The organism is Mycobacterium paragordonae (genome assembly GCF_003614435.1).
GTDB lineage: Bacteria > Actinomycetota > Actinomycetes > Mycobacteriales > Mycobacteriaceae > Mycobacterium > Mycobacterium paragordonae.
Genome location: NZ_CP025546.1, coordinates 4,339,529 through 4,364,834, shown reverse-complemented (window position 1 = coordinate 4,364,834; position 25,306 = coordinate 4,339,529). Strand labels below are relative to the sequence as shown.

At 65.3% G+C, this 25,306-nt stretch carries 16 protein-coding genes and 1 tRNA gene; 12 read left to right on the top strand and 5 right to left on the bottom strand.

Annotated elements, in window-relative coordinates; translation table 11 throughout:
- Nucleotide 1: 1 nt before the first annotated feature.
- Nucleotides 2–271 carry a DUF4242 domain-containing protein gene (locus tag C0J29_RS19850; RefSeq protein ID WP_065046835.1) on the bottom strand — a complete coding sequence of 90 codons (270 nt, stop codon included), beginning with the start codon at nt 269–271 and terminating at the stop codon, nt 2–4.
- 101 nt (nt 272–372) lie between these two features.
- On the opposite strand from C0J29_RS19850, the gene C0J29_RS19845 reads away from it, so the two are divergent.
- From C0J29_RS19845 to C0J29_RS19815, 7 genes are all read left to right on the top strand, one after another.
- Nucleotides 373–1,269: a TPM domain-containing protein gene (locus tag C0J29_RS19845; protein ID WP_120793323.1), complete on the top strand. Its 897-nt coding sequence runs from the start codon at nt 373–375 to the stop codon at nt 1,267–1,269.
- A gap of 352 nt (nt 1,270–1,621) precedes the next feature.
- Nucleotides 1,622–2,872, top strand: a complete 1,251-nt coding sequence (locus C0J29_RS19840; protein WP_242460489.1) for a cation:proton antiporter — start codon at nt 1,622–1,624, stop codon at nt 2,870–2,872.
- Between the two features lie 157 nt (nt 2,873–3,029).
- Entirely contained in the window at nt 3,030–4,793 is a 1,764-nt protein-coding gene (locus C0J29_RS19835; RefSeq protein WP_162951630.1) for an NAD(P)/FAD-dependent oxidoreductase, read from the top strand.
- A gap of 186 nt (nt 4,794–4,979) precedes the next feature.
- On the top strand, nt 4,980–10,547 hold the full coding sequence (locus tag C0J29_RS19830; protein ID WP_120794850.1) for a type I polyketide synthase: 5,568 nt from the start codon (nt 4,980–4,982) through the stop codon (nt 10,545–10,547).
- Nucleotides 10,544–11,395: an ABC transporter ATP-binding protein gene (locus C0J29_RS19825; protein ID WP_232004330.1), complete on the top strand. Its 852-nt coding sequence runs from the start codon at nt 10,544–10,546 to the stop codon at nt 11,393–11,395. Before C0J29_RS19830 ends, C0J29_RS19825 begins: the two co-directional genes overlap by 4 nt.
- Nucleotides 11,395–12,252, top strand: coding sequence for an ABC transporter permease (locus C0J29_RS19820; protein WP_120793320.1), 858 nt, complete (start codon nt 11,395–11,397; stop codon nt 12,250–12,252). The genes C0J29_RS19825 and C0J29_RS19820 overlap by 1 nt, the downstream gene beginning before the upstream one ends.
- 223 nt (nt 12,253–12,475) lie before the next feature.
- Nucleotides 12,476–12,814, top strand: coding sequence for a hypothetical protein (locus C0J29_RS19815; protein ID WP_065046844.1), 339 nt, complete (start codon nt 12,476–12,478; stop codon nt 12,812–12,814).
- 36 nt (nt 12,815–12,850) lie between these two features.
- On the opposite strand, the gene C0J29_RS19810 is transcribed toward C0J29_RS19815, so the two are convergent.
- Complete coding sequence (locus C0J29_RS19810) at nt 12,851–17,341, bottom strand: amino acid adenylation domain-containing protein (protein WP_242460488.1); 4,491 nt, start codon at nt 17,339–17,341, stop codon at nt 12,851–12,853.
- 613 nt (nt 17,342–17,954) lie between these two features.
- Here C0J29_RS19810 and C0J29_RS19805 point away from each other — a divergent pair.
- Nucleotides 17,955–19,094 (top strand): zinc-binding dehydrogenase, encoded by a 1,140-nt coding sequence (locus tag C0J29_RS19805; RefSeq protein WP_120793318.1) that lies wholly within the window; start codon nt 17,955–17,957, stop codon nt 19,092–19,094.
- Between the two features lie 5 nt (nt 19,095–19,099).
- Here the strand turns inward: C0J29_RS19805 and C0J29_RS19800 are convergent, their stop codons facing one another.
- Nucleotides 19,100–19,525, bottom strand: a complete 426-nt coding sequence (locus C0J29_RS19800) for a nitroreductase/quinone reductase family protein (protein WP_065046848.1) — start codon at nt 19,523–19,525, stop codon at nt 19,100–19,102.
- A 95-nt stretch (nt 19,526–19,620) separates the two neighbouring features.
- Here C0J29_RS19800 and C0J29_RS19795 point away from each other — a divergent pair, with 95 nt between their 5' ends.
- Together C0J29_RS19795 and C0J29_RS19790 are read left to right on the top strand one after the other, a co-directional pair.
- The gene (locus C0J29_RS19795; RefSeq protein ID WP_120793317.1) at nt 19,621–20,175 is read left to right on the top strand and encodes a TetR/AcrR family transcriptional regulator; all 555 of its coding nucleotides are present in this window, start codon (nt 19,621–19,623) and stop codon (nt 20,173–20,175) included.
- A gap of 115 nt (nt 20,176–20,290) precedes the next feature.
- Nucleotides 20,291–21,121, top strand: coding sequence for an LLM class F420-dependent oxidoreductase (locus C0J29_RS19790; RefSeq protein ID WP_120793316.1), 831 nt, complete (start codon nt 20,291–20,293; stop codon nt 21,119–21,121).
- A gap of 87 nt (nt 21,122–21,208) precedes the next feature.
- Here the strand turns inward: C0J29_RS19790 and C0J29_RS19785 are convergent.
- Together C0J29_RS19785 and C0J29_RS19780 are read right to left on the bottom strand one after the other, a co-directional pair.
- Nucleotides 21,209–21,279, bottom strand: a tRNA-Cys gene (locus C0J29_RS19785).
- A 64-nt stretch (nt 21,280–21,343) separates the two neighbouring features.
- Complete coding sequence (locus tag C0J29_RS19780) at nt 21,344–22,192, bottom strand: DUF1707 SHOCT-like domain-containing protein (RefSeq protein ID WP_162951517.1); 849 nt, start codon at nt 22,190–22,192, stop codon at nt 21,344–21,346.
- A 262-nt stretch (nt 22,193–22,454) separates the two neighbouring features.
- On the opposite strand from C0J29_RS19780, the gene C0J29_RS19775 reads away from it, so the two are divergent.
- Together C0J29_RS19775 and C0J29_RS19770 are read left to right on the top strand one after the other, a co-directional pair.
- Complete coding sequence (locus C0J29_RS19775) at nt 22,455–24,974, top strand: SpoIIE family protein phosphatase (protein ID WP_242460487.1); 2,520 nt, start codon at nt 22,455–22,457, stop codon at nt 24,972–24,974.
- A complete protein-coding gene (locus C0J29_RS19770) occupies nt 24,974–25,294 on the top strand; it encodes an STAS domain-containing protein (RefSeq protein WP_065046856.1) in 321 nt (106 codons plus the stop codon). The genes C0J29_RS19775 and C0J29_RS19770 overlap by 1 nt, the downstream gene beginning before the upstream one ends.
- Nucleotides 25,295–25,306: the final 12 nt, after the last annotated feature.

Sequence of the window (25,306 nt, the reverse complement as noted above, 5' to 3'; positions counted from 1 at the left end):
GTCAGATCTCGGCCATTCCTCCCGTGTTCAGGACCCGGCCAGAGACTTCGACGATCACATCCGCCGGAAGGCCGGCCCGCACCGCGGCAGACCTGATCGCCTCGGGCGTCGGTGCCTCGTACAGGCAATACGTCTTGCGCTTATCGGCCGACAGGAAGGAGTACAGCCAGCGAACGCCTTCCTCGTCGTTGATCCGAGTGATGCCGTCGGCGGCTTCCAGGCTGGGTTCCAACTCTTCGGCGTAGTTTCGTTCGACCATGAATATCGGCATTGCGGTCTCCTTCGCACGCGGTCGAACCCCCCGCCACGACCCCTGAAATTCGGAGCCGTGCTTTCTCAAGATAGCCGCTCGCGGCGGGCTAGATTACCCGCATGCGCATTGTTCGCCTGTTCGGTGTAGTCCTGTCGGTCCTCGCGGCGAGTTTGCTGCTGGCGACCCCCTCCGGCGCGCAGCCGCCGTCCAGACTCACCGACCACATCACCGACACCACCGGGGCGCTGACGAACACCGATCGAGCGACGGTCAGCTCCGCGGTCGACCGGCTGTACCGCGATAAGCACATTCAACTGTGGGTGGTCTACGTCGACAACTTCTCCCGATTCAAACCCGAGAACTGGGCCGACCAAACCCGCAGCGCGAGCGGGATGGGCAATAACGACGCGCTGCTGGCCGTGGCGACGAATACCAAGAAATACACCTTCACGGCGCCTGGTGTCGCGGCGGACGAGTTGAGCAGTCTGCAAAGCCAACAAATCGAGCCGGCGGTGAACGCGAAGGATTGGAGCGGCGCCGCAGTGGCCGCGGCAGACGGGTTGAGCAGGACGGCCAGCTCGTCGAAGCGGAGCTGGTTGCCGATCGCGATCGGTGTTGTTGCGGTGGTTCTGGTATTGCTGGTGCTTCTTCTGCTCTACCGCAGGCATCGTCGGCGGCGCGCCGCACGGGGCATCGAAGCCGGCGACGGTCAGGTGAATATCGAGGGACCGGTCAACTCAGCGGGTCCCGCGTTGTCCACCGCGGACGCCCGATTGCGCCAGATCTCCGACTACGCCGCGAAATACCGTCAGCACATCGGAGCCGACGCCAAGGCCCGGCTCGAAGATGCGAAACGGCACCTGGCCGCCGCGCACGCCAAGGCGACAACCAACGAGCGCGAAGCGGTTGGTCATGCCAACCGGGCATCGATTCTGGCCGCTGAGGCGCAGACGCTGGCCAACTCCGACGTGCTGGCGGCACACCGGGCCCGCGGGCCCAGAGGTGCATCACGCTGACCGGCGGCCGCCGCGGTAATGCGTTGAACGGCACAGTCTTTCGTGACCGACTCCAGCATGGACGTCGATAGAAAACGTCGGTCGGCGTAGTCGTCGAGCAGGCCCGCATCCGGGTCGACCGGGCGCGCGATCAGGGCCACCGGAGGGCGCATCGTGGGCGCGTACCGTAGCCTCGATCGAGATGGCCCCATGCCCACGATTCACCGGTCGCAGCATCCGGCGTCCCGAGAGTCTGGCTTGCGCCCTGCCGCCGCCGCTGACCCATAGCTTGAACCTGAGGACCTGATCCATGCCAGCAGCAACCGCCATTCATTTCTTTCTCGAACTGGCCGTCATTCTCGGAGCGTGCCGGTTGGTCGGGTTTCTCGCCAAACGCATCGGGCAACCACAAGTCGTCGGCGAAATGATCGCCGGCGTACTTCTCGGCCCTTCACTGCTGGGCCGGTTCGCACCCGAAATACAACACCACCTATTTCCTTCGGGGCAGGCGAATACGGTGCTGTACACCATGGCTCAGATAGGCCTGGTGCTTTACATGTTTCTAATCGGGCTCAATTTCGATGTGAACCTGATCAAGCATCGCGCCGGAACCGCCGTTGCAGTTTCGGCGGCCGGGATCTTCACGCCGCTGGCCCTCGGAGCGTTACTTGCCATGCCGCTTTTGTCGGCAGGGGTCTTCTTCGACAAAAGCGTCACCCTCGCGATGGCGATGATGTTTCTCGGTGCATCGATCGCCACCACCGCATTCCCCATGCTCGCCCGAATCATCTTCGAACAACGGCTTTCCGGAACGCCACTGGGAACACTCGCTTTGGCATGCGGCGCGGCGGACGACGCGCTGTCCTGGTGCCTACTGGCGATAGTGCTCGCCATTCACCGCGGAAATCCGGTGTTGGCTGCGGTGGCGATAATCGGAGGAATCGTCTACACCGTGGTGCTGCTCACCTTCGGGCGAAGAATGTTCAGTGTGCTCGGCAGCATGTCCGAACGCCAGAATGCGATCACCCCGCCGGTACTCACCACGGTCCTGATATTGCTCATGGCCTGCGCTTGGTTCACCGACACAATCGGCATCTATGCCATATTCGGCGCATTCATCCTCGGCGTCGCCATGCCCTCCGGCTTCTTTGCGGACCGACTCACCGCCGTACTCGAGCCACTGGTCACCACGTTTCTGCTGCCCCTGTTCTTCGTGTATTCCGGACTGAACACTCAAGTAGGCCTGCTGAACAGCGCCTCGCTATGGGCGGTGACGCTCGGAATTCTTCTCGTATCGATCCTCGGCAAGGGGGTCGCGTGTACGTTGGCGGCGCGACTCAAGAAGGTGCCGTGGCGGGAGTCGGTCGCGCTCGGGTCATTGATGAACGCCCGTGGATTGATTGAGCTGATTCTGCTCAACATCGGCCTTCAAGCCGGGATCATCACGCCCGCGCTCTTCACCATTCTGGTGCTGGTCGCGATCTTCACCACGCTCATGGCGACGCCGGTCTTCGAACGGGTCTACGGGCGATACCGGGTCGACGAGGCGCCAGACCCCGAGGCGCCGGACCCCGAGGATCGCGTAACCGCGCCCTCGGACGACACGGCGCAGCTCAGGGGATGATTCAGGCCCGATACTGAGCGTGCCTGACAGGCCTAACAGGCCTAACAGGCTTCGGTGCTCCACCCCGACTTCAACGTTTGCCGGAGCTTGATTTCGTGTAACCTACTTAACTATTAAGCAACTTCGCCAAACGCACCGCGAAGGGGGACGTGTGGACGTGCGAGCGCAGCTGTCTCAACTGAGCTCGGAGGCACGGGAAGCCCTCGCGCGCAAGATCAAGACTCAGCTGTCATCGGCCGAGGCGGTGTCGGCTGACCACGATGTCGCCATCATCGGCGGTGGTACCGCCGCGATGACTCTCGCGCTGGAGCTTCGCAGCGCTCGTCCGGAGATTCGGATTCTGATCATCGAGCCGAACGCCCGCCCGGTGCCGGAGGTGACCCACACCGTCGGTGAGTCCACGGTCGAGATTTCCGCGCACTACCTGCGGGAACGCATCGGCCTCGGCGACCATCTGCAGACTGCGCAGCTCCGCAAAATGGGTCTGCGAATGTTCTTCTCGCACGATACGAACACCGACATCGCGCAGCGGATGGAACTAGGAAGCTCGTCGTTCGTCCCTCAGGTCACCTACCAGATCGACCGTGGACGGCTCGAGAACGAACTGAACCGACGCTGCCAGTCGGCCGGCGCCGAGATAGTCAACGGGCGGTTCAGATCGGTGGAATTCGGTCACGGAAACCAGCCACACACCATTTCTTTCCAGAGCGGTGAAGAGATCACCCACAGGACGGCTCGTTGGGTTGTTGACGCGTCGGGGCGAAATCGGGCGTTGCCCCGGCAATTGGAGCTGAGGCGGCCCAACGAGCACAATTGCAATGCCGTGTGGCTACGCGTAGCCGCCGACATCGATATCGGCCAGTGGAGCGACGACCCGAGTTGGCAGGCGCGCCTGGTCGAAGGCGACCGGTCGCTGTCCACCAATCACCTGATGGGTGAGGGTTATTGGGTGTGGCTCATCCGGCTCGCTTCGGGAGCCACCAGCGTCGGCATTGTCGCAGACCCCGCTTTCCACGCCTTTGACGACTTCAACACGCTCGCAAAGGCCAAATCCTGGCTACGCGAGCACGAACCGCAATGCGCGGCCGTCCTGGCGGAACTCGATCACCTGATCAAAGACTTCCGGGTGATGAAGAATTACAGCCACGGCGCCACAAAAGTTTATGACGGCAGCGAGCGCTGGTGTGTCACCGGGGATGCCGGGATATTCCTGGACCCGCTTTATTCCTCGGGACTGGACCTGATCGCAATCGGCAATGGCCTCATCACGGACATGATCACCCGTGAATTGGACGGGGAAGATGTCGTGGCAAGGGCCGGGATCAGCGATTCCCTTTTCCGGTCCCTGACCGACATGTGGCTGAACATCTACTGCGATCAATACCCTCTCATGGGTTCCGCAGCTGTTATGTCTGCCAAAGTCATCTGGGACATCGCGTTCTACTGGGGCTTCATAGGTTTGCTTTACAGCAACGGCCGATTCGTCAGCGTTGCCGACGATCCTGCGGTGGTCCCTCATCTGAACGGTCTCATCGACCTCAGCAACCGCATGCAGAGTTTCTTCCGGGAATGGGCTGCCATTGAGGATGCGAACCATTCCTCGACGTTTGTCGACTTATACGCGCCGCATAATTTCATGGTCACGCTGCACACCGCGATGATGGGAAGAGCCGCCGATTTCACCGCGCAATTCGACGAGAACACCCGACTGCTCCGGCAGGTCGCGGGTCAGTTGGTCGAGACGGTGGTAGCAGCGAAGTCGGAGAGGTTCTCCGACGACGACGTCATGCAGCAAGTACAGGCATGGCAACGGGATCCCCTGCTGCGGGAGCTGCGATCGGTCTACCGCCACGAGCAGCCGATCAACCCGATCGGCCAGGATTGGATCGTCGGCGCCGCACCCGCACTCGAATTCAGTTGACCCGCATCAGGATCCGCGCAACATGGGGTCTGGCTTACGGCGTGCACGTGACAGCGGTCGCCGCCGCCCGCACCAGTGGCCGGCCGCGCGGGTGACCGGCACACATCCGCAAACGACTCACAGATCCCAGTGGCCGGCCGCGATTCTCACTGACTCGCGACGGGTTGCCGGCGGGAAAGGATGAACATGCGCGCCGAACACGGCACACGAAAACCCTTGGCGATAGTCGGAATCGGATGCCGCTTCCCGGGCGGCGCCAACACGCCGCACGATTACTGGAACCTGCTGTGCGAAGGCACCGACGCCACCCGCGTCGTCCCGGAAACGCGTTGGAACGCCGCGAAGTACTACGACCCCAATCCGGCGAAAGTCGGAAAGATGGTCACCCGCCGCGGCGGATTCCTCAGCGAGATCGATCAATTCGACCCTCAGTTCTTCGGAATCTCGCCTCGTGAGGCGAACCTGCTCGATCCGCAGCAACGGCTGATGCTGCAGACGACATGGGAAGCGCTCGAGGACGGCGGAATCCCGGCGGAAAGCCTGGCCGGCAGTGACGTCGCGGTGTTCATCGGCGGCTTCACGCTTGACTACCAGCTTCTGCAGAATCAGGGCCGCACCAGTCGCTACCGGTTCAAGACTCATTCCGCCACCGGGATGATGATGACGATGCTGGCCAACCGCATCTCCTTCACCTATGACTTCCGCGGGCCGAGCATGACGGTGGACACGGCATGCTCAAGCTCCCTCGTCGCGGTACACCTTGCCGCGCAGAGCATCTGGAACGGTGAAAGCAATCTGGCGCTGGCCGGCGGCGTCAACATCATGATCGGGCCGAACACGGCGATCGCGGAATCCAAGAGTGGGTTTCTGAGTCCTGACGGACGCTGCAAGGCCTTCGATGCGTCCGCTGACGGCTACGCGCGCGGCGAAGGCGGTGCCGTGGTCGTCATCAAGCCGCTGGAGCAGGCCCTGCGCGACGGCGACGAGATCTACGCCCAGATCCTCGGCACGGCGGTCTCGCAGGACGGGCACACCGACTCCATCACCGTCCCCAGCGAAGATGCGCAGCGAGCAGCGATAACCACCGCCCTGCGACGAGCGGGCCTGCACCCCAACGAAATCGGATATGTCGAGGCGCACGGCACCGGGACCCCGGTCGGCGACCCCGTCGAGATGCGGGCCCTCGCCGGTGCGCTCGCCGCCGAGCGGCCGACGACCGAGCCGCTGCTGATCGGCTCGGTGAAAACGAACATCGGTCACCTCGAGGCGGGCGCCGGGGTGGCCGGACTCATCAAGGCCGCGTTGGTGCTCAAGCACGGGTACATCCCGGCCAACCTGCATCTGAAGAATCCCAGTGGGTCAATCCCACTGGCCGAGCTCAAGATCGACATTCCGCGAACCGGTCGCGAGTTTCCGCTAGGCGAGCGGCGGCTGGCGGGAGTCAATTCCTTCGGCTTCGGCGGCACCAACGCCCATGCCGTGCTGGCCGAGCCTCCGGCCCCGACCGCGGCCCCTGCCCACTCGCAGCGTCTGCCGCTGGCGGTCCTCCCCATCTCGGCGCGCAACGAGGACGCCCTGCTGGCGACGGCGCACAATCTGGCACAGCACATCAGCGCGCATCCCGACGTGTCGCTGCCGGACCTCGGCTACACCCTCGCCCGGCGCCGTTCGCATCTGAACTATCGACGTGCCCTCGTTGCAAGCAGCGTCGACGACGTCCGGGACCAACTTCAGGCACTGGCCGATGGCGGTCAGATAGCTGCGAACCGCATCCAGCCGGCCGCGCCGAAACTGGCGTTCGTCTGCACCGGTATGGGCCCCCAGTGGTGGAAGATGTGCCGGGGATTACTGGACGTCTTTCCCGCCTTCACCGACAGCATCCGGCGAAGCGATCGCGAGCTGTCCCGGCACGCCGACTGGTCGTTGTTGGACGAACTTCGAGCCGACGAGGCCGACTCCCGAATGGCGGAAACGGAATTCGCCCAGCCCGCCAACTTCGCCATCCAAGTCGCCCTCGCCGAACAACTCAGAGAATTCGGGATCACACCCGACGCAGTCGTCGGCCACAGCGCCGGCGAAGTCGCCGCCCACCATCTCGCCGGACTGCTCTCCTTCGAACAGGCAATCGAGGTGATCTACCACCGAAGTCGCCTGCAACAACGCACCAGTGGCCTGGGCCGCATGCTCGCCGTCGGACTGGGCGCCGACCTGCTGCTGCAGACCATCGACGACAAAGCCCGCGACGAGATCGGTCGGCGGGTATCCATCGCCGCGATCAACAGCCCGTCGGCCGTCACCATCGCCGGTGACAGCGAAGTCCTGGACGACATCGCCGCACAGCTGGAGGAAGCCACGGTCTTCAACCGGTTCCTCAACGTGCGGGTGCCGTACCACACCCACTACATGGACGCGGTCAAAGACGATCTCTACCACTCCCTCTCGGGGCTGTCGTCGGGCGACGGCGCCATCCCGCTGTACTCCACGGTCACCGGGGAACGCCTGGACGGCTACGCCGCGGGTGCCGCCTACTGGTGGCAGAACACCAGAGCCACGGTACTTTTCGAACCCGCAGCCCGGCGAATGCTCGAAGACGGTTACACCCACTTCGTCGAATTGGGACCCCATCCCGTGCTGGCATCCTCGATCATCGAGATCGCCGGAACCCGAGACCCCAAGACCGATCAGAAGACAGATGTCGCAGTCATGGCGGCCCAACGACGCGACGACGACGACGCGCACACCCTGATGAACTGCGTTGGCGCACTGCACTGTCACGGCCACGACATCGCTTGGGACAGCCTGTATCCGCGGGAAGGCGCGCGCCTGGTCAAACTTCCCACCTATCCGTGGCAGTCCAAACGCTTCTGGAACGAAACCCAGGAAGCGGTGGAGGACCTGCATTACAACCCGGTGCACCCCCTGCTGGGACAACCGGTCAGCGCCGTGCACCCAACCTGGGAAGCGGAGCTGAGCATCACCGCCGTTCCCTTCCTGGCGGACCACCAGGTGCAGGGCAGCGCCATCGTGCCCGGGGCGGTGTTCATCGAAATGGCCTTGGCCGCCGCGGAAGAAGCCTACGGATCCACCGACCACTGCGTGGAGAACCTGGTGCTCAAACGCGCCGTGATCCTGGACGACACCTGTGATCCGATTCTTCGGACCACCCTGAACCAGGACACCGGCGCACTGGAGTTCGCCGCCTTCACGGCAACATCCGACGGGGACGTGAAGTGGACGGTAACGGCGACCGCGGAACTGAACACGCTGCCGAGTTCGGTTGCGCACAGCGATAACCCGCAGGAAGCGGAGCTCATCACCACCCTCAGCGGCGAGGATTTCTACGCCCGTACCCAGGCGATCGGGTTCGCCTACGGTGAAGCTTTCCAGTCCGTCGGCAAGGTCAGGTGTGGGGACGGCTGGGCGGAGGCTCAGATCACCGTTCGGCCGCCCATCGCCGACGAAATCGGTCGATACCGTTTCCATCCGGCGCTCATCGACGGTGCCTTCCAAACGTTGTTCGGCGCCAACTCCGTCGGCCAGGATGCGGCCGACAGCCCTTACCTTCCCACCCGGATTCGGCAGAGCGTCATCTACGGTCCGCCGCAAGAGAACATGACCGTCCACGTAGACGTCGTGTCGGCCACCAGAGAACAGATCGAAAGCGACATCACCGTCACCGACGATTTCGGCGAGACACTGGCGGTCTTCAACGGCTTCACCGTCGAGTCCCTCAGCGCCTCATCCCGGATGTCGTGGGAACGTATCGACAAGGGCCTCTACGAGATGCAGTGGGTGGCAAGCGGCTCGGTGGTCGACGACGGCAGCCGGCAATATCCCGAGGATGGGGTCGGCGAGCGATCCTGGCTCGTTCTGGTGGATGACGCCGGCGTCGGCACCGCCGTTGTTGAGCGGCTCCGCGCCCGCGGTCAACGTGTCCAGGCGGTGCAACACCAGAACGTCGGCGCGCTCACCCGAATGGACGGGGGATACGCGGTCGACCCTCGCCGGCTCGAGCAGCTCCGCGAACTTTTCGCGGCGCATCTCGACATCGAGGGTGACCTCGCCGGCGTCATCAGCTGCTGGCCGCTGGACCTCCACGATGTGGCCGAAACCAACGACGAGCTGGGCGTTTTCGCAGTACTTCACCTCGTGCAGACGATCGCCGAACTCGACACCGCACGGCCGCGCATCTATCTGATCACCGGAAACGCCCAACCGGCACCGGGCACCGACAACCTGTCTGTCGACCAGGCCGCCATCTGGGGGCTCGGCCGGGTCATCGGCCACCAGGAATTCGCCGGTCAATGGGGCGGGCTCATCGACATCGACGATGCCGAGGACCACACACGGACCGCCGCGCACATCTGCGAACACATCCTCACCGACGACGCCGAGGATCAAATGGCCCTCCGCGGTGACACCACCTACGTTGCGCGTCTTCGACTGTGCGCCAACCTGACCAAACCCTTCCCCACCAAACTCGCCCAGGACGCGACTTACGTCGTCACCGGGGGAGCCGGGGCGCTAGGCCGCACCGTCGCCGTCTACCTCGCCGAACGCGGGGCACGACACATCGCGCTGCTGAGCAGGAGCGAAGTCCCGCCGAGGGACCGGTGGCCGGCGCTGGCCGAGGACAGCGCGCACTACGCGACCGTCAACACCATCCGCGCGATCGAACGCCTTGGTGCTCAGGTGATCACGGCAAGCGTCGATATCACCGCCGCCGACCAGGTCGGGTCCTGGCTGGATAGCCACACCCGGGCCGGCGGCCGGCCGGTCCGCGGAATCATCCACGCCGCCGGATCCGTTGACGATCAGCTCCTGGTGAATATGAGCGAAGCCGACTTCGTCAAGGTGATGGCACCCAAGATTGACGGCACCCGGGTGCTGCACAACGCTTTCGCCGGTCGCGAGCTGGACTTCTTCGTGATGTTCGGGTCCGCCGGATCGGTCATCGCCTCGCCCGGGCAGGGCAACTATGCCGCTGCGAACGCTTTCCTCGACGCGTTCGCGCACTACCGGCAGGCCCAGGGCTTGCCCGCGCTCACCATCGGTTGGGGCCCCTGGTCGGTGGGCATGGTCGAAGAACTCAAGCTCGAAAAGCTATACGCGCAGCGGGGAATCGAGCTGATCACGCCGGGAGCCGGTACCCGGATCCTCGATCGGCTCATCAACCAGAAGGTCGCCGGCGTCGTAGCCATCAGCGCGGACTGGAAGCGCGCCCGCAGCGTAGGACTCAGCGGGCAACTGCCGCCGATGTTCTCGGACCTGGGAACCGTCGACACGTCACTGGATTCTTCCGATGCCGACGCGTCGATTCTCGAATCACTCTCCGGGACCCCCGAAGCCGACCGGTTGGACGTCGTCATCGACCTCGTCCGTCAGATCGCGGCCACCGTTTTCGACATCGCGGCCACCGACATCGGCGTCGATGAGACTCTCAATGACATCGGCCTGGACTCAATGATGGCCATGGACTTCAGAGTTCGAATCAACACGATGTTCGCGATCGATCTGCCGGTCCTGGAACTGCTTCGAGGTGTGAGCATCAGCTCGCTCGCCGTTCGCGTGCTCGCCGAGCTGCAGTTGCCCGGATCCGAGGTTCCCGCCGATCAGCGATCGGAACCCGACGCGTCCGAGGACGGGGACGTAGACCGGCTCCTCGAGCAGTTGTCCGAAGCCGAACTACGGGCATTGCTGGCCGAACTCGAAGACGGACCCGCCGTGCCAGAAGAAGACGGGACACAGCCGTGATTGACGCGGAGCGGCCGCCTGCGGTGTACGTCCGCGGTTTGTCCAAGGCATACGGTCAGATCCACGCGGTGCGCGAGCTCGACCTCGACGTCGGGTACGGCGAGATCGTCGCAATCCTCGGGCCCAACGGCGCGGGCAAGTCGACCACCATCGAAATCCTCGAAGGGCATCGCAAACGCGACTCCGGTGACGTACGCGTACTCGGTGAAGATCCCGGCACCGCGGGCAGGTCCTGGCGCGCGAAGATCGGCATCGTGCTGCAGGAGGCCAGCGACTTCGGCATGCTCACGGTGTCCGAAACCATGCATATGTTCGCGAAATGCTATGGGGAGGCACGCATTCCGCAAGAGGTGCTCGACCTGGTCGGGCTCGGCAAGGTGTCCGGCTCCAAGGTGCGCACCTTGTCCGGCGGGCAGCGCCGCCGGCTCGACGTCGCTCTGGGCATCATCGCCGAACCTCAGGTGCTGTTCCTCGACGAACCGACGACCGGATTCGACCCGGAAGCCCGGCGCCAGTTCTGGGATCTCATCAGGCTGTTGGCGGCCGACGGCACGACCATTCTGCTCACTACCCACTACCTGGAGGAAGCCGCCGCACTGGCCGACCGCGTGGCCGTCATCGCCGACGGCAGGGTGGTCGCAGTCGACTCGCCGGCAAAGTTGACCGGATATGTGAACACGGCGGCGACGGTGCGGTGGTTGGAAGGCGACCGGGTCCACGTGGAGGAGACCGATCACCCGACGGATTTGATCCGCGAGCGGTCCAAGGATGGGACGGAATTGACTCAGCTGACCGTGACCCGGCCAACGCTCGAAGACGCTTACCTGCAGCTGATCGGTCGCGCCTGATGGCCATCGACCACGCCAGAAGCGCCCCACGTACCAGACACCGCGCGGCTCAGCGCGATTCAGCGCTGCCGTCGCCGCTGCGCATCGGGCTGTCGCGGGTCGTCCCCGAGCTGAAGATGTTCTACCGCCGCCCCGAGCAGGTGGCGCTGACGTTCTCCATGCCGGCTGTCATCTGCATCCTGCTGGGTTCGATCTTCTCCGCGAAACTTCCCGACAGCGACACCAGCACCGGCGCGGTGATCGCGGCAAGCATGCTCGCCTACGGCATTCTCTCGACATCGTTCATCAATCTGGGCATCAGCATCGCCGCCGACCGTGACACCGGCGCCCTTCGACGACTGCGCGGGACGCCCACGACGGCATCCTCGTACTTCATCGGAAAAATTCTGCTGGTCGCCGTCGCCAGCCTCGCGGAGGCCGTGGTCCTGCTCTCGGTCGGCGTGCTGATCTTCAAATTGCGGCTGCCGACAACCGTATTCGGGTGGTTCACGCTGACGTGGGTGTTCGTGCTGGGGATCATCAGTTGCTCGTTGCTGGGCATCTTCATCAGCAACTTCGCGAGCAACGCGGTGTCGGCGGCCGTTCTGACCAACGGCCCGGCGGTGGGATTGCAATTTCTGTCCGGCACCTATGTTCCGCTGATGGTGTTGCCGGCCTGGATGCTGACGATCGGCTCCATCTTTCCGGTGAAATGGATGGCGCAGGGATTCCGATCGGTGCTGCTGCCGTCGAACATGGTCATCTTCGAACCGGCCGGCAGCTGGGAGCACTGGAACACATTCTTCGTCCTGACGGCATGGAGCGTCGGCGGGTTGATCGCCTGCCTTGCCGTCTTCCGGTGGTCCGACAAGAGCTGACCGCAAGCGATACCCGCCACCGCTGGGCAGTTTGCCGGGTCCGGTTTCGCGGGCCGACCGTTCCCGATTCGGGCGTGACCCGGAATGCATTACGACGCCCTAATTAAATCGATGTTGACACAGCTAATCTGCGGCGTCGTAAACTACCGAAAAGCGCGGCATCCGCAAGTACTGATCACCGCTTGGAATCGGCTGTATTGATTGACCATTCAAGGGAGTCGAAATGGAATTCAAGCTCGCTCGCCGCGGTGCCGCGGTGTTGGGTTGTGCTGCGGCGCTTGCCTTTCCCACGGCGGTCGCCAGCGCTGATCCGCCTGATCCGCACCAGCCGGACATGACCAAAGGCTTCTGTCCCGGCGGACGTTGGGGCTGGGGCAATTTGGCGGTATGCGACGGCGACAAGTACCCCGACGGGTCGTATTGGCACCAGTGGATGAAGACCTGGATGGTCGGACCGCAGTTCTACTACGACTGCGTCAGTGGCGACGAACCGATGCCCGGCCCCCCGCCGCCCGGCGGCTGCGGCGGTGCGATTCCGCCCGAGGGGGCACCCGCAAGCTGACCCGCCGCGGGCGAACATCCGGCCCTGCGGCCTGGTTCACAGCGGCTGGTCGAGTTCGAGGATCGACGGCAACGGCCGCCGTGGGTCGGCGGTCACCACCGTCAAGAGTTTCTGCAACCGTTCGATGATGCTGTCCACGGCCGCCCGGGTGAACACCGAGGTGCGATACTCAACGACCCCGCTGATTCCGGCAGCTGCACCGGAATCTGTGAAGTGTTCCGCCAGCGACAACAAGAAGTTCATTCGCGCGGTCTCGGTATGCACCGGGATCGCCGTGATGTCCAAATCACCGAGTACCAACTCGGCGGGCTTGTTGTTCTGCCAGGCCAGCATGACCTGCGTCAACGGGCCCGGGGGGAACGAACGTGCCGTGTTGATCCGGTCGACGAGACTGCCGTAAGGCATGTCCTGGTGATCGAATGCCTGCAGGCTGCGGGTTCGCACCTGATCCAGCACCTGCACGAAATCCGAGTCGTCGGACAACTCGACGCGCAGCAGCACGGTGTTGACGAAGATGCCGACCAGCTCATCGAGCATCGGGTGGCCTCGCCCGGCCACCGCGATGCCAACGACGACGTCGTCGCTGGCGGCCAGGCGTGAGAGCAGCACGGTCAGGGCCGCCTGGACGACCATGAAGCTGGTGGCGTGGTGCTCACGCGCCAGCGTGGTTACCTTGCGGTGCAACGCCGCCGGCCACAGCACGTCCACCGTATCGCCGTGATTGTCGAACCCGGTGGCGCCGGCATCGGCGTCGGCGCCGACAAGGGACCCGGTTTCGACAAGGGACCTGGTTTCGACAAGGGACAGCGTGGACGGCGCGGGCATGTCCGCAAGCGTCTCTTCCCAATACCGAAATTCGGCGGCGATCATGCTGTCGGCGTCCGCCGGATCACCAAGGTATGCCCGTTGCCACAGGGCGTAATCGATGTACTGGATGGGCAACGGCTCCCAGGCCGGGGCCTGCCCGGCGCTTCGACTGCGGTAGGCCTCGCTCAGATCGGCCGCCAGCGGGGCCAGTGACCAGCCGTCAACGCCGATGTGGTGCAGCACCAGAGCCAGCACGTGGTCGTCGTCGGCCCGCCGATAGAGGCGCGCCGACAGGGGCAGCTGGGTAGCGATGTCGAAAGTGTGGCGGGCTTGGGAGGCAACGACTTCGCGCAGCCGGTCCGGCGCCCAACTGGTGGCATCGATGATCTCCCAGCGGAATTCGGCCTCGTCCACCGGCACGACCACCTGGTGCGGTACGCCGTCGACCGCAGGGTAGATGGTGCGCAACGGCTCGTGGCGACACACCAGATCGGCCAGGGCCTGTGCCAGCGCCTGCGTGTTCAGTTGCCCACGCAACTCCAGCACCCAGGGGATGTTGAACACGGCAGACGGCCCCTGCACCTGGATGACACTCCACATGCGTTGCTGGGCAAGGGATAAAGGTACCGTTTCGGGCCGCACCACGGACGTGAGCGAGAGCAGCGGAGCCGTTCCCGTGTTGACGTGTGGCGCGAGTTCGGCGACGGTCGGTGAGTCGAACAACACCCGCACGGACAGATTCGCGGCCACGGCGGCGTTGACCGCTGCCACGGCGCGCATCGCGAGCAACGAGTCGCCGCCCAGGTCGAAGAACGATTGGTCGGTGCCGACGCGTTCCAGGCCGAGAACTCGCGCGAAGATCCCGGCCACGATTTCCTCAAGCGGCGTGGCCGGTGGCCGATACCCGGTAATCGTGTAGTCGGGGACGGGCAGGGCGGCGACATCGAGTTTGCCGTTGACGGTCAGCGGCAACTTGTCGAGCGCCACCACGGCCGCCGGAATCATGTAGTGGGGCAAGCGTTCTTGGAGCCCGGCCCGCACCGCTTCGGGGTCCGCTCCACCGGTGATGTAGCCCACCAGGCGTTTGACGCCGGGACGGTCTTCGCGGGCGATGACGACCGCGCGGTCCACACCCGCTGACTGGACCAGCGCCGTGGCGATCTCGGTCGGCTCGATGCGGTAGCCGCGAATCTTCACCTGGTCATCGGAGCGGCCCTGGTAATGCAGCTGGCCGTCGGCACCCCAGCGCGCCAGGTCGCCGGTGCGGTACATTCGTTCTCCCGGGGCCGCGGTCCCGGCGAAGGGGCACGCCACGAAGCGCGATGCCGTCAGCCCGGGCCGGCGCCAATATCCAACTCCGACTTGGCTCCCGGCGACGTAGAGTTCTCCGACCACGCCGGTGGGCACCTGGCGTAACCGCCGGTCCAACACGAACAGTGCCGTCGCCGGAAGCGGTCGCCCAATGGGCGCGACCCTCGAACCGGCAGTCAGCGGTGCGCTGATGGACACGCAGACGGTGGATTCGGTTGGGCCGTAAGCGTTCACCATCACCCGCCCGGGCGCCCAGCGGTCCACCACCTCGGCGGTGCAGGCTTCGCCTCCGACGACCAGTGCCGTCTGGGTCAACCCTTCCGTCGGCAGAGCCGCAACCGCCGAGGGTGTCTGGGTCAAAGCGGTGACGTGTTCGGCCACCAGTAATGCGTGAAAGTCGTTGGGGGAGCGGGTCACGTCGTCGCCCACCACCACCAGACGTCCGCCGTGCAGCAGTGTGCTCCAGATTTCCCAGACGGAGAAGTCGAAAGCGTAGGAATGGCACTGGGTCACCACGAGTTTCGGCCGGTCGTTCAGCGGGGTCGGCGCCATCGCGAGTTGCGCGACATTGAGATGCGTGATCGCCACACCTTTGGGCGTCCCGGTGGTGCCGGAAGTGTAGAGCAGATAGGCGATCTGCTCCGCGGCCGGCGCCGGCAGGGCGGTGTCGGGCTGGGCGGCGATAGCGGGGTCGTCGACGTCGATGACCGGCACTTCGTAGCGAGCCACCAGGCGGGCCAACTCGCCGGTGGTGAGCACGGCCACCGGGTTGGTGTCCTGCAGGAGGAGGGTGACGCGGGCCTGGGGGTGGTCCGGGTCGATGGGCAGGTAGGCAGCTCCCACTTTCAGCACCGCAAGGATCGCGACGATGGCCCGGCCGCTGCGGGGCAGCAGCAGTGCCACCACGTCACCGGCACCGATAAGCCGTCCGGCCAGCAGCGACGCCAGTTGGTTGCTCGCGGCGTCGAGTTGCCGGTAGGTCAACGCCACATCGGCAGACGTCACGGCGACTGCTTCCGGGGTTCTGCTCACCTGTGCGGCAAACAATTCCGGAATTGAAGGGCCGGAGGTCACGGGGTGTGTCAACGCAGTGCGGTTGCTCCACGTCTCGAGGGGACGGTCCGCCTGCGGGTCCAGCAAGTCGATCGACGACAGCCGGCGTTCCGGGTGGGTGGTCATGCTTCTCAGCAGCGCAGCCAGGCGGCCGGCCAGCGCGGCGCCCGTGAAAGCGTCCGACGGTGCCCCGATGCCTGCGGTGCTGACCAGCAGCCGCTGCCCGGTGTTCATGAAGAACAGCCCGAACCGGTCCCCGCGGCCGAAGTTGGTGTACACCAGCGAGGCCGGTGCCTCGCCGAATTGCGGCACGCTGGTCGGCGGAAAGAAGTTCAGTGCAACTCCCTGGGCTGGACCGCTCAGGGTGTGCACCGGAAACCGTTGATGCCGAACGATTTCGCGTATTTGCGAGTCCGCGTGCAGGCATAGGTCGGCGACGGAGGACGTCGGCGGTGTGGTCAGCGTAAGTGGGACGACGTCGGCGATCATCCCCGGAATCGTCTTCAACTTCGCGCTGGTGCGTCTGGCTACCGGGAAGTCGAGTACCACCTGGGGCTCGCCGTCCCAGCTCTGCACGAGAAGTCCGCACGCCGCCGCGATGACCGACAATCTCCTGATGCCCAATGTCGCGGCCAGTTCGTCGGTCTGGTGCACGACGACGGGATCGAGCTCCACCGGTTGTGCGGCGATGTAGTAATCGGGCTCAGCGCCGGCGTCGGGGGATCGGTAGTCCACCGGATCTCGGTGCGGCGGAAGGTTGCCGATCCAGAAGTCGCGGTCTGCTTGATAGTCGCTGGACGCTTCGTATTCCGATTCGATGCTGACCAGATCGCGCAGCGTGCCGAACGAGGATTGCGGAACCGGTACGCCGGCGGCGACGGCGGAGTAGATCGCGGCGATTCGATTGACCAACAGCACCGTACTGAACCCGTCGACGATGACGTGATGCAGACAGAAGAACAAGAAGAATTGATTCGGGCCGGTGCGGTACAACGCGAATCGGAACAAGGGCCCGGCCCAGGACATCGGTTCGCGCTGTATCGAGAATGCGAGCCGGTAGGTTTCCGCGACCGGGTCTTGCGTGCCGCTCACGTCGAGGAACGGGACCACCACCGCCGGGTAGTCGACGACTTTCTGGTAGACCTGTCCGTCGGCCTCGAAAATCGCGGCTCTGAGCGGTTCGCAGTCGGCTATCGCCTGCTGGACCGCGCGTTCGATCAGAGCCGGCTCGATGACACCGTCGATCACCGCGAAAAAACTTGCCTGCCAAGGTATTCCCGAGCCGCTGGTCTCCTGCGCGAGCCAGATGTCCAACTGGCTCCGGGTCAACGGCAGAGGCCGCTCCCTATCGGCCATGTCGTGGCCTCCGCCCGTGGCGCCCGGCATCAGGCATCGTCATGTCGCCGAATGGCCAAGACGCGACACCTATCTCTCTTCCGGGGTCTCTTTCCGGGGTATGTGCGCTGACAAATCAGCGCAGCATTTGATCGAGAAGTTTACCCGCTGAACGGCTTCGTTCGTATGACTGTCGGGGCGCGCGGCCCGGGCGGTGGGCTTCGCCGAAGGTCGAAAATCGTGCGGTTCCGGTGTCCACTGTTTGGGGGACATCGCCGCCCTCCCAACGGTCGATTCATCAATCCACTCGATCGATGGCCATCGGGGGGATGTCCCGCTTCTCAAGATTGGGCAAACTTTGTTTTCAAGGATGGCAAGCGCCTCCGACAGTTTCGATCACAACCACCCGAGGAGACGTTCACATGGCCCACGAAATCCTGTTCTGCGAGGCAGAGGCCGCCTTCACCGCCCCCGCTTTCCACGCCGACAACGTCATCGACTGATCTCGGCGCCAAACCGGTAGGAGTTCCATCCGCCTGAAACCAGGCGGGATGGGACTCCTATTGTCGTTAGCGGCAAGGTGAAGACTTAATGGTCTGAGCATCCGTCGCGACACAGGAACGAGGCACCCGTCATGACCGCAGATCTGCCCGACACCGCACTCGAACTGCGTTCTTTGGTGAGTTCCGATGGCACGCTGGAACTTTCGCTACACGAGGTTCCTGTTCCGAAGCCAGGCGCGGACGAGGTGCTGGTACGCGTCGAGGCCGCACCGATCAACCCGTCCGACTTGGGCCTGCTGGTGGCGAGCGCCGACATGACCGCCGCGACGGTCTCGGGCACGTCGGAGCGCCCGGTGGTCACCGCCCCGATCGGGCAGTCCGCGTTGAAAGGACTGTCCGCACGACTTGACCAGTCGCTGCCGGTAGGAAATGAGGGCGCGGGCAGCGTGGTGGCGGCGGGGTCGTCCGAGGCCGCCCAGGCGCTCGTCGGAAAAAGGGTGGCGATCGCCGGCGGGGCGACGTATTCGCAATACCGGGTGGTCGCCGCCGCCGCGTGTCTGGTCCTGCCCGAAGGCGCCACCGCGCGAGACGGAGCGTCGTCCTTCGTCAACCCGATGACGGCCCTCGGAATGACCGAAACCATGCGCCGCGAGGGACATTCGGCCCTCGTGCACACCGCCGCGGCGTCGAACCTCGGTCAGATGCTGGTCAAGTTGTGCCAGCGGGACGGCATACCGCTGGTCAACATCGTGCGCAAGCCCGAACAGGAAGAATTGCTGAAATCAATTGGGGCGGACCATATCTGCAACTCGTCGTCGCCGTCGTTCGCGGCCGACCTGGGTGCGGCGCTCAGGGCGACGTCCGCGACGCTGGCCTTCGATGCCATCGGCGGCGGAACGCTGGTGAGCCAGATCCTCAACGGCATGGAAGAGGCGGCCAACGCAACCGCGGCGCAGTATTCCCGCTACGGCTCGAGTGTGCACAAGCAGGTCTACATCTATGGCGCCCTCGACACCAGCCCCACCGTGCTCACCCGGAACTTCGGGATGGCCTGGGGTGTCGGAGGGTGGCTGCTCACCCCGTTTCTGCAGCAGGCCGGCGGCGAAACCTTTGCGCGGCTGCGCGCGCGGGTGGCAGCGGAACTCACCACCACGTTCGCCAGCAAGTACACCCGCGAGGTGTCCCTGGCCGGCATGCTGCAGCCTGAGGCGTTCAACGAATACGTCAGGCGGGCGACCGGCGAGAAGTTCCTGGTGACTCCGCACGGTTAGTCGCGTCAACCGGTGAAGTCGATGCGCACCGACACCGGCGTCGTCTCCAGGGCCTTGACCACCGTGGCGCCCAGTCGGCCGAACTGGCGACCGCGGGCCACCACGTCGTCATCCGGCCGCAACGTCGCCACCCCGGTGCGCCACCGATTACCCTGGCGCAGCCGAACATTCGGGTTGTCGACGATGTTGCGACCCCAGCCGGAGCGGGTGCCGTGCTGACAGATCAGCCACGCGCCGTTGTCGTCGAATTGCGCGGACACCGGAACCCGGCGCAGCTGTCCCGTCTTGCGCCCGACGGTCTCGAGTTCGGTGGCCAGCGCGGTCCGCAGACCCAGTCTGCTCAACCCCTTCACCACCGGATTGAGCACGTAGCGTCCGATGGCGCGTTCCCGCCGGAACTTCTGCAGCGTCTTGTCTGCCGTCTTCGTCATGTCGACCCTCCGCGTATACCGATTGGTCTACCTGACGTTAGTAGACCAATCGGTATACTGCAAGCGATGAACCCACGGATCCCGGCGGGCAGCCGATGACCGCCCGCGAGCGCCTGATCGAGAGCGCCATCGAGATGCTGCGTCGTCACGGGGTGGCCGGTACCGGCCTGGCCGAACTGCTCGAGCACAGCGGCACGGCCCGCCGGTCGGTCTACGTCAACTTTCCGGGCGGGAAATCGGAGCTGATGACCGAGGCCACCCGGGCGGCGGGCCGGCTCATCGACCCGGCACTGCAGGGCGCGGGGCCGGACGGCGATGTGCGTGCGTCGCTGACGGCGTTCGTCGACTCGTGGAAGGAGACACTGCGCTCCAGCGACTACACCGCCGGATGCCCGGTCGTGGCCGCCGCCCTGGGTCGCACCGAGTCGCCCGCGGCCGCCGATGCCGCGGGCGAGGTATTCACCGCCTGGCAGCAGGTGATCGCCCAGCGATTACGAGACGAGGCGGTCGCGGCCGACGAAGCCGAATCGCTGGCCACCACCATCGTGGCCGCCGTCGAGGGCGCCGTCATTCTCTGTCTGGCCGCCCGGTCCACCGATCCGTTGGACCGGACCGCACGGATGCTCGACCGGTTGGTGCACCGCGGCTAGTGGTCCGGCTCAGTGCGACGGAGCATCGCCACGGGTCATCGGCGAATCTCCTCTCGGGCCGCACACAGCCTAAGGTCGATTAGGTTATGCGGCATCGACCGACAGGGGCAGCGGGATGAAGTTCGGGATCTCTACATTCGTCAACGACGACAGCATCGACACGGTGTCGCTGGCGCGGGCGATCGAAGAGCGCGGATTCGAATCGTTGGTGATCGCCGAGCACACCCACATACCCGCCAGCCGCGAATCCGCCTATCCGCTCGGTGGAGAGTTGCCGAAGATCTATTACCGCACTCTCGACCCGTTCGTCACGCTGGCGGCCGCGGCAGCCGTGACCTCCACGATCGAACTGTTCACCGGAATCGCGTTGCTCATCCAGCGCGACCCGATCATCACGGCCAAGGAGGCCGCGAGCATCGACCTGATTTCGGGCGGGCGGTTCGTGTTCGGGGTGGGCGCCGGATGGAACCTCGAGGAGATGCGCGACCACGGGACCGACCCCAAGACGCGCGGCGCACTGCTGGATGAACGCATCGAGGCGATCAAGGCGCTGTGGACCGACGAACCCGCCGAATATCACGGCAAACACGTGGACTTCCCGCCGTCGTACATCCGGCCCAAGCCGGTGCGACAGCCGCACCCGCCGATCTACATCGGCGGCAACTCCAACGCCACGATGAAGCGCGTGGTCCGGCACGAGGCCGGCTGGATTTCCAACCCGTTCCCGATCGAAGAAGTCACCCGGCGCGTCGAGCAGTTGCGCGGCGCCGCCGCATATGACGTCCCGCTCGCGATGTTCGGCACCCCCAACAACATCGAATACTGGCGTGCCGCAGAGGATTTGGGGTTCGGCCAGCTGGCCTTGCTGCTGCCCACCAAACCTCGCGACGAGTCGCTGCGCTTGCTTGACGATTACGCGGCCCGGGTCGCGCAGTACCGCGGCTGACACCACTTCCCGCGAGCAGTCGCGAAATCGCACCAGCGCCGACGATTTCGTGCGATTTCCCGACTGCTCGCGGGGCAGGGGGCGCGGAGCGAGTGACGGGATTCGAACCCGTGTGTACGGCTTTGCAGGCCGCTGCCTAGCCACTCAGCCACACCCGCGCGAAGCCCCACAGTGCCAGGACCGGGCCACGCGGCCCAGTGTTTGCCTCGCCCTGATCGCTAATTACCGCCGCGGACGGTCGATTTCGGTGACCGCGCCGTCCGCGGAGACCACGATCGATCCGCTTCGGCGGGTGTTGTCCGAGACGTGAACATTGATGTAGAGGGTGCCGTCCTTGCGGCTCTCGACCGCCAGGAACGTCTGCGGAGCGTCATACAACTGCAGAGTCTGCGGGGCGTCGTGCAGCACGCCCATCACCGCCTGCACGTCGAACTTGCTGAGATCGCCGACCCCCGAGCCGGAAGCGGCGGCGGTGCTGGGCCCCAGGTTCGTCCAGCTCCCGTTGCGCAGCATCCATTGCACCACCACGTGCGCATTGGCGGTGTCGGGCCGCAGCACCACCACCTTGTCTTCGTACACGTTGAGCTGATAGCCCAGGGTGTCCCCGAACTGGGTGCGCATCTGCGCGAACACTCCGGTGATTCCGCTCAGCGTCAGCAGCTGTGGGGGAGCCAAGGTCGTGCTCGGAGGCGGTGGCGAGGAAACGGTGATCGCCACAGCGGGTGAGGAGATGGGCTGCGACGTCGGCGGCGCCGACGGTGAGTCGCTGCCGGACAGCCCCCAGGCGAGCTGGATGCCGGCCGCGACAACCGCCAGGCCGATCAGCCCCAGCACCACCCGCCGTTTGTTGATCGGCTTATCGATCGGGTTAGACATTCCCGCCTCGGCGGGACGGATCTGCAAATCCGTTATCAGCGCCCGGAGCTGGCCCAGTGTCGTGGCCTTGGTCGCCGAGCTCACCCGCTGCCGATGCTCCTCGGTCGACAACTGGCCGTCACCGAGCGCCGCGTCGAGCACCTGGCAGGTGTCGTTGCGGTCCTTGTCGGTTGCACGAGTGTTTTCGCTGACCACGATGAATATCGTAGGAGGGGCTGGCCAGCTACCGGTCGCAAGTTTCGCGGCGCACCGGCCCCCAGGCCCGGCCGGGGCCCGAGTTTGCGGACCGGTGTTGGCGGGTAGGGGAGCGGGTGCTGTGATTGAACGGGCGCTTGATTGATGCGGGCAAGATTCGGGCACGGCGCACAATCACTGAATCGACGACGAACCCCGACCGACTAGGCACGAACACTATGAACAACGACCGGCAGTCACCAGGCAGCGCGGGCGTCAGCTGGTGAGCGAACTTCACGAACAGCTCGACGAGCTGAAGGCGGCACGCGACCAGCTGCAGCAATTGGTGCGGGTCATCGTCGAAATCGGGTCCGATCTGGACCTGGACATGACATTGCACCGGATCGTCAACGGGGCGATGGAGCTGACCGGGGCGAGGTACGGGTCGCTGGGGCTGCGGGCGAACGACGGTTCCCTGTCCTCCTTCATCCACGAAGGGATCGGCGACACCACTTCCCAGCGGCTCGGTGACCTGCAGGTCGGCGAGGGTATCCGGGTCGATGATCTGAGTGTGGATCCCCAGTCCACCGCCCTTCGGCCGGACGACCCGCCGATCCGGGCGCTGCTGGCGATACCGATCACCGTTCGGGCGGCCGATTTCGGCAACCTGTATCTCGCCGACGACCGGCCCGGGCGGGTGTTCTCCGATTCCCAGGAGGGCGCCGTGCGGGCGTTGGCCACAGCCGCGGCCGCCGCGATCGACAACGCGCGGCTGTTCGAGCGCGAGCGGGAAACGGCGAGGTGGACCAACGCCAGCCGCGAGATCACCACGGCGCTGCTGTCCGGCGACCCGCAGACCGGGCCCCTGCAGCTCATCGTGAATCGCGCGCTGGAGCTGGCCGATGCCGAGCAGGCGATTCTGTTGGTGCCCGGCGAGCCCGGTCTGCCCGCTTTCGAAGTGAACACCCTGGTCGTGGCCGCGACCGCGGGCCGCTACACCTCACAGGTCGTCGGTCAGCAGGTCCCGATGGACGCCTCCACCACAGGCGGCGTGGCGCGCCGGGGCCTCCCGCTGATCACCGACTCCTTCCAATATCCGATCGAGGGCTTCACCGATGTCGGTGAGCGCTCGGCCATCGTCATACCGCTAGTCGCCGATGAGGCGGTGCTCGGTGTCATCGCCGTCGCGCGCGGCCCCCAGCAGCCGGCCTTCGGCAGTGATTACCTCGAACTCGTCAGTGACTTCGCCCGGCACGCCGCTCTCGCTCTGGCGCTGGCTGCCGGTCGTCAGCACGCGCTCAATCAGGAACTGGCACAAGCAGATTCGGTTGATGACGCGGTGCACGCGGCAGCCGAGGAGCTGCGTCGGTTGTGGCGGGCGCGCCGCGTTCTGGCTGTCACCTTCCCGGCTCGCAGTGACGCCACCAAGTCGGTCGCCTACGGCGCTCCGCTGGTGGTCTCGGTCGGGGAGTCGGTGCAATGGGCGGACCTGCTGCCCGACGAGCGCGAGTTGCTCACCTCGTTGCGCGACGGCGACCTGCTCACCCCAGACACCACCAAGCCTGGGACGGCCGGCATCGCGCTGCGGCACCCCGAGGGGGTGCTCGTCGTGTGGATCGATCTGTCCGAACAGCGACCGTTCACCCTCGAGGACCAGACCCTGCTGACCGTGCTGGCGGGCCGCCTCGGGCAGGGCCTGCAGCGGGTCCACCAGGTCGACCAGCAGCGCGAAACCGCCCTGGCGCTGCAACACGCGATTCTGGGACCCGCGGAGTTGCCGCACGGTTTCGCGGTCCGCTATCAGGCCGCCAGCCCGCCCCTGCAGGTGGGCGGGGACTGGTACGACATCGTCGACCTGGACGACGGCCGCATCGCGCTGATCGTCGGCGACTGCGTCGGCCATGGCCTGGCCGCCGCGACGGTGATGGGCCAGGTGCGCAGCGCCTGCCGCGCGCTGCTGTTCGACAACTCCAGCCCCAGCGCAGTCCTGGCCGGGATGGACCGGTTCGCCGCGCGGCTGCCGGGAGCACCGTGCACCACCGCCGTCTGCGTGGTGCTCAACCCCGACACCGGTGAATTGGTGTATTCCAGCGCCGGCCACCCCCCGCCGATCGTCGTCGACGCCGATGGAACCATCCGCAAACTCGACGACGGCCGCACCATCGCCCTGGGCATGCGGCCCGGTTGGCCACGATCCGATGCCCACGCAACTATGCCGGCGCGCGCCACCTTGGCTCTCTACACCGACGGTCTCGTCGAACGGCGCCGCGTGCCGATCGAGCAGGGGATCTCGCGCGCCGCCGGCCTCATCCAGGACGGCCGGGCCAGCGAACTCGACGGACTGGCAAACCAGATCATGACCGGCCTGGCCCCGAACGAGGGCTATCAGGACGACGTCGTCCTGATGCTCTACCGCCACCCGGCGCCGCTGGAGATGACGTTCCCCGCCGACCCGGAGAACCTGGCGGCGTCTCGGTCCGCCCTGCGCAATTGGCTGTCCCGCGCCCGCCTGGACCAGGAGCAGGCGGCGAAGGTGCTGCTGGCCGCCGGAGAAGCCGTCGCCAACGCCATCGAGCACGGCCACCGCCACAGCCCCGGGGGCTCCGTGACCCTCGGCGCGACGGCTCTGGACGACCAGGTGCGACTGACGATCACCGATACCGGCTCCTGGAAGACGCCGGATCCGGACTCCTATCCACGACGTGGCCGGGGCATCACGCTCATGCGCGCGCTCATGCACGACGTCACGATCGCCTCCGACCCCGCCGGAACCACGGTTCATCTATCCGCGAGGATCTCCTGATGCCCACGTCGCTCACCCTGGACACCGCCCGTGGCAACGACGGCGAACTCGTGCTGACGGCTGCGGGCGAGATCGATTTGAGCAATGTCGACGCATTCGACCGTGCGCTGAGCGCCGCCGCGAACGAGGCGGCCGGGGGCGACCGTAAGCTCACGGTCGACCTCAGCGGCGTCGAATATCTGGATAGCGCCGCAATCAACGCCCTGTTCACCCACGCCGACTACATCCGTCTCATCGCGCATCCGCTGCTGATGTCCATTCTCTCGATGTGCGGCCTGACCGAACTGGTCTCTACCGAACCCGCGCCGGCAGGACACTGAAGCGGCTCGCTG

Bases quoted from the DNA above. Each gene is read 5' to 3' on its own strand.
- C0J29_RS19795 (WP_120793317.1), top strand. From the start codon at position 19,621: ATGACCGCCCGCGAGCGCCTGATCGAGAGCGCCATCGAGATGCTGCGT.
- C0J29_RS19800 (WP_065046848.1), bottom strand. From the start codon at position 19,525: ATGACGAAGACGGCAGACAAGACGCTGCAGAAGTTCCGGCGGGAACGC.
- C0J29_RS19810 (WP_242460488.1), bottom strand. From the start codon at position 17,341: ATGGCCGATAGGGAGCGGCCTCTGCCGTTGACCCGGAGCCAGTTGGAC.
- C0J29_RS19790 (WP_120793316.1), top strand. From the start codon at position 20,291: ATGAAGTTCGGGATCTCTACATTCGTCAACGACGACAGCATCGACACG.
- C0J29_RS19820 (WP_120793320.1), top strand. From the start codon at position 11,395: ATGGCCATCGACCACGCCAGAAGCGCCCCACGTACCAGACACCGCGCG.
- C0J29_RS19845 (WP_120793323.1), top strand. From the start codon at position 373: ATGCGCATTGTTCGCCTGTTCGGTGTAGTCCTGTCGGTCCTCGCGGCG.
- C0J29_RS19830 (WP_120794850.1), top strand. From the start codon at position 4,980: ATGCGCGCCGAACACGGCACACGAAAACCCTTGGCGATAGTCGGAATC.
- C0J29_RS19815 (WP_065046844.1), top strand. From the start codon at position 12,476: ATGGAATTCAAGCTCGCTCGCCGCGGTGCCGCGGTGTTGGGTTGTGCT.
- C0J29_RS19805 (WP_120793318.1), top strand. From the start codon at position 17,955: ATGACCGCAGATCTGCCCGACACCGCACTCGAACTGCGTTCTTTGGTG.
- C0J29_RS19850 (WP_065046835.1), bottom strand. From the start codon at position 271: ATGCCGATATTCATGGTCGAACGAAACTACGCCGAAGAGTTGGAACCC.
- C0J29_RS19770 (WP_065046856.1), top strand. From the start codon at position 24,974: ATGCCCACGTCGCTCACCCTGGACACCGCCCGTGGCAACGACGGCGAA.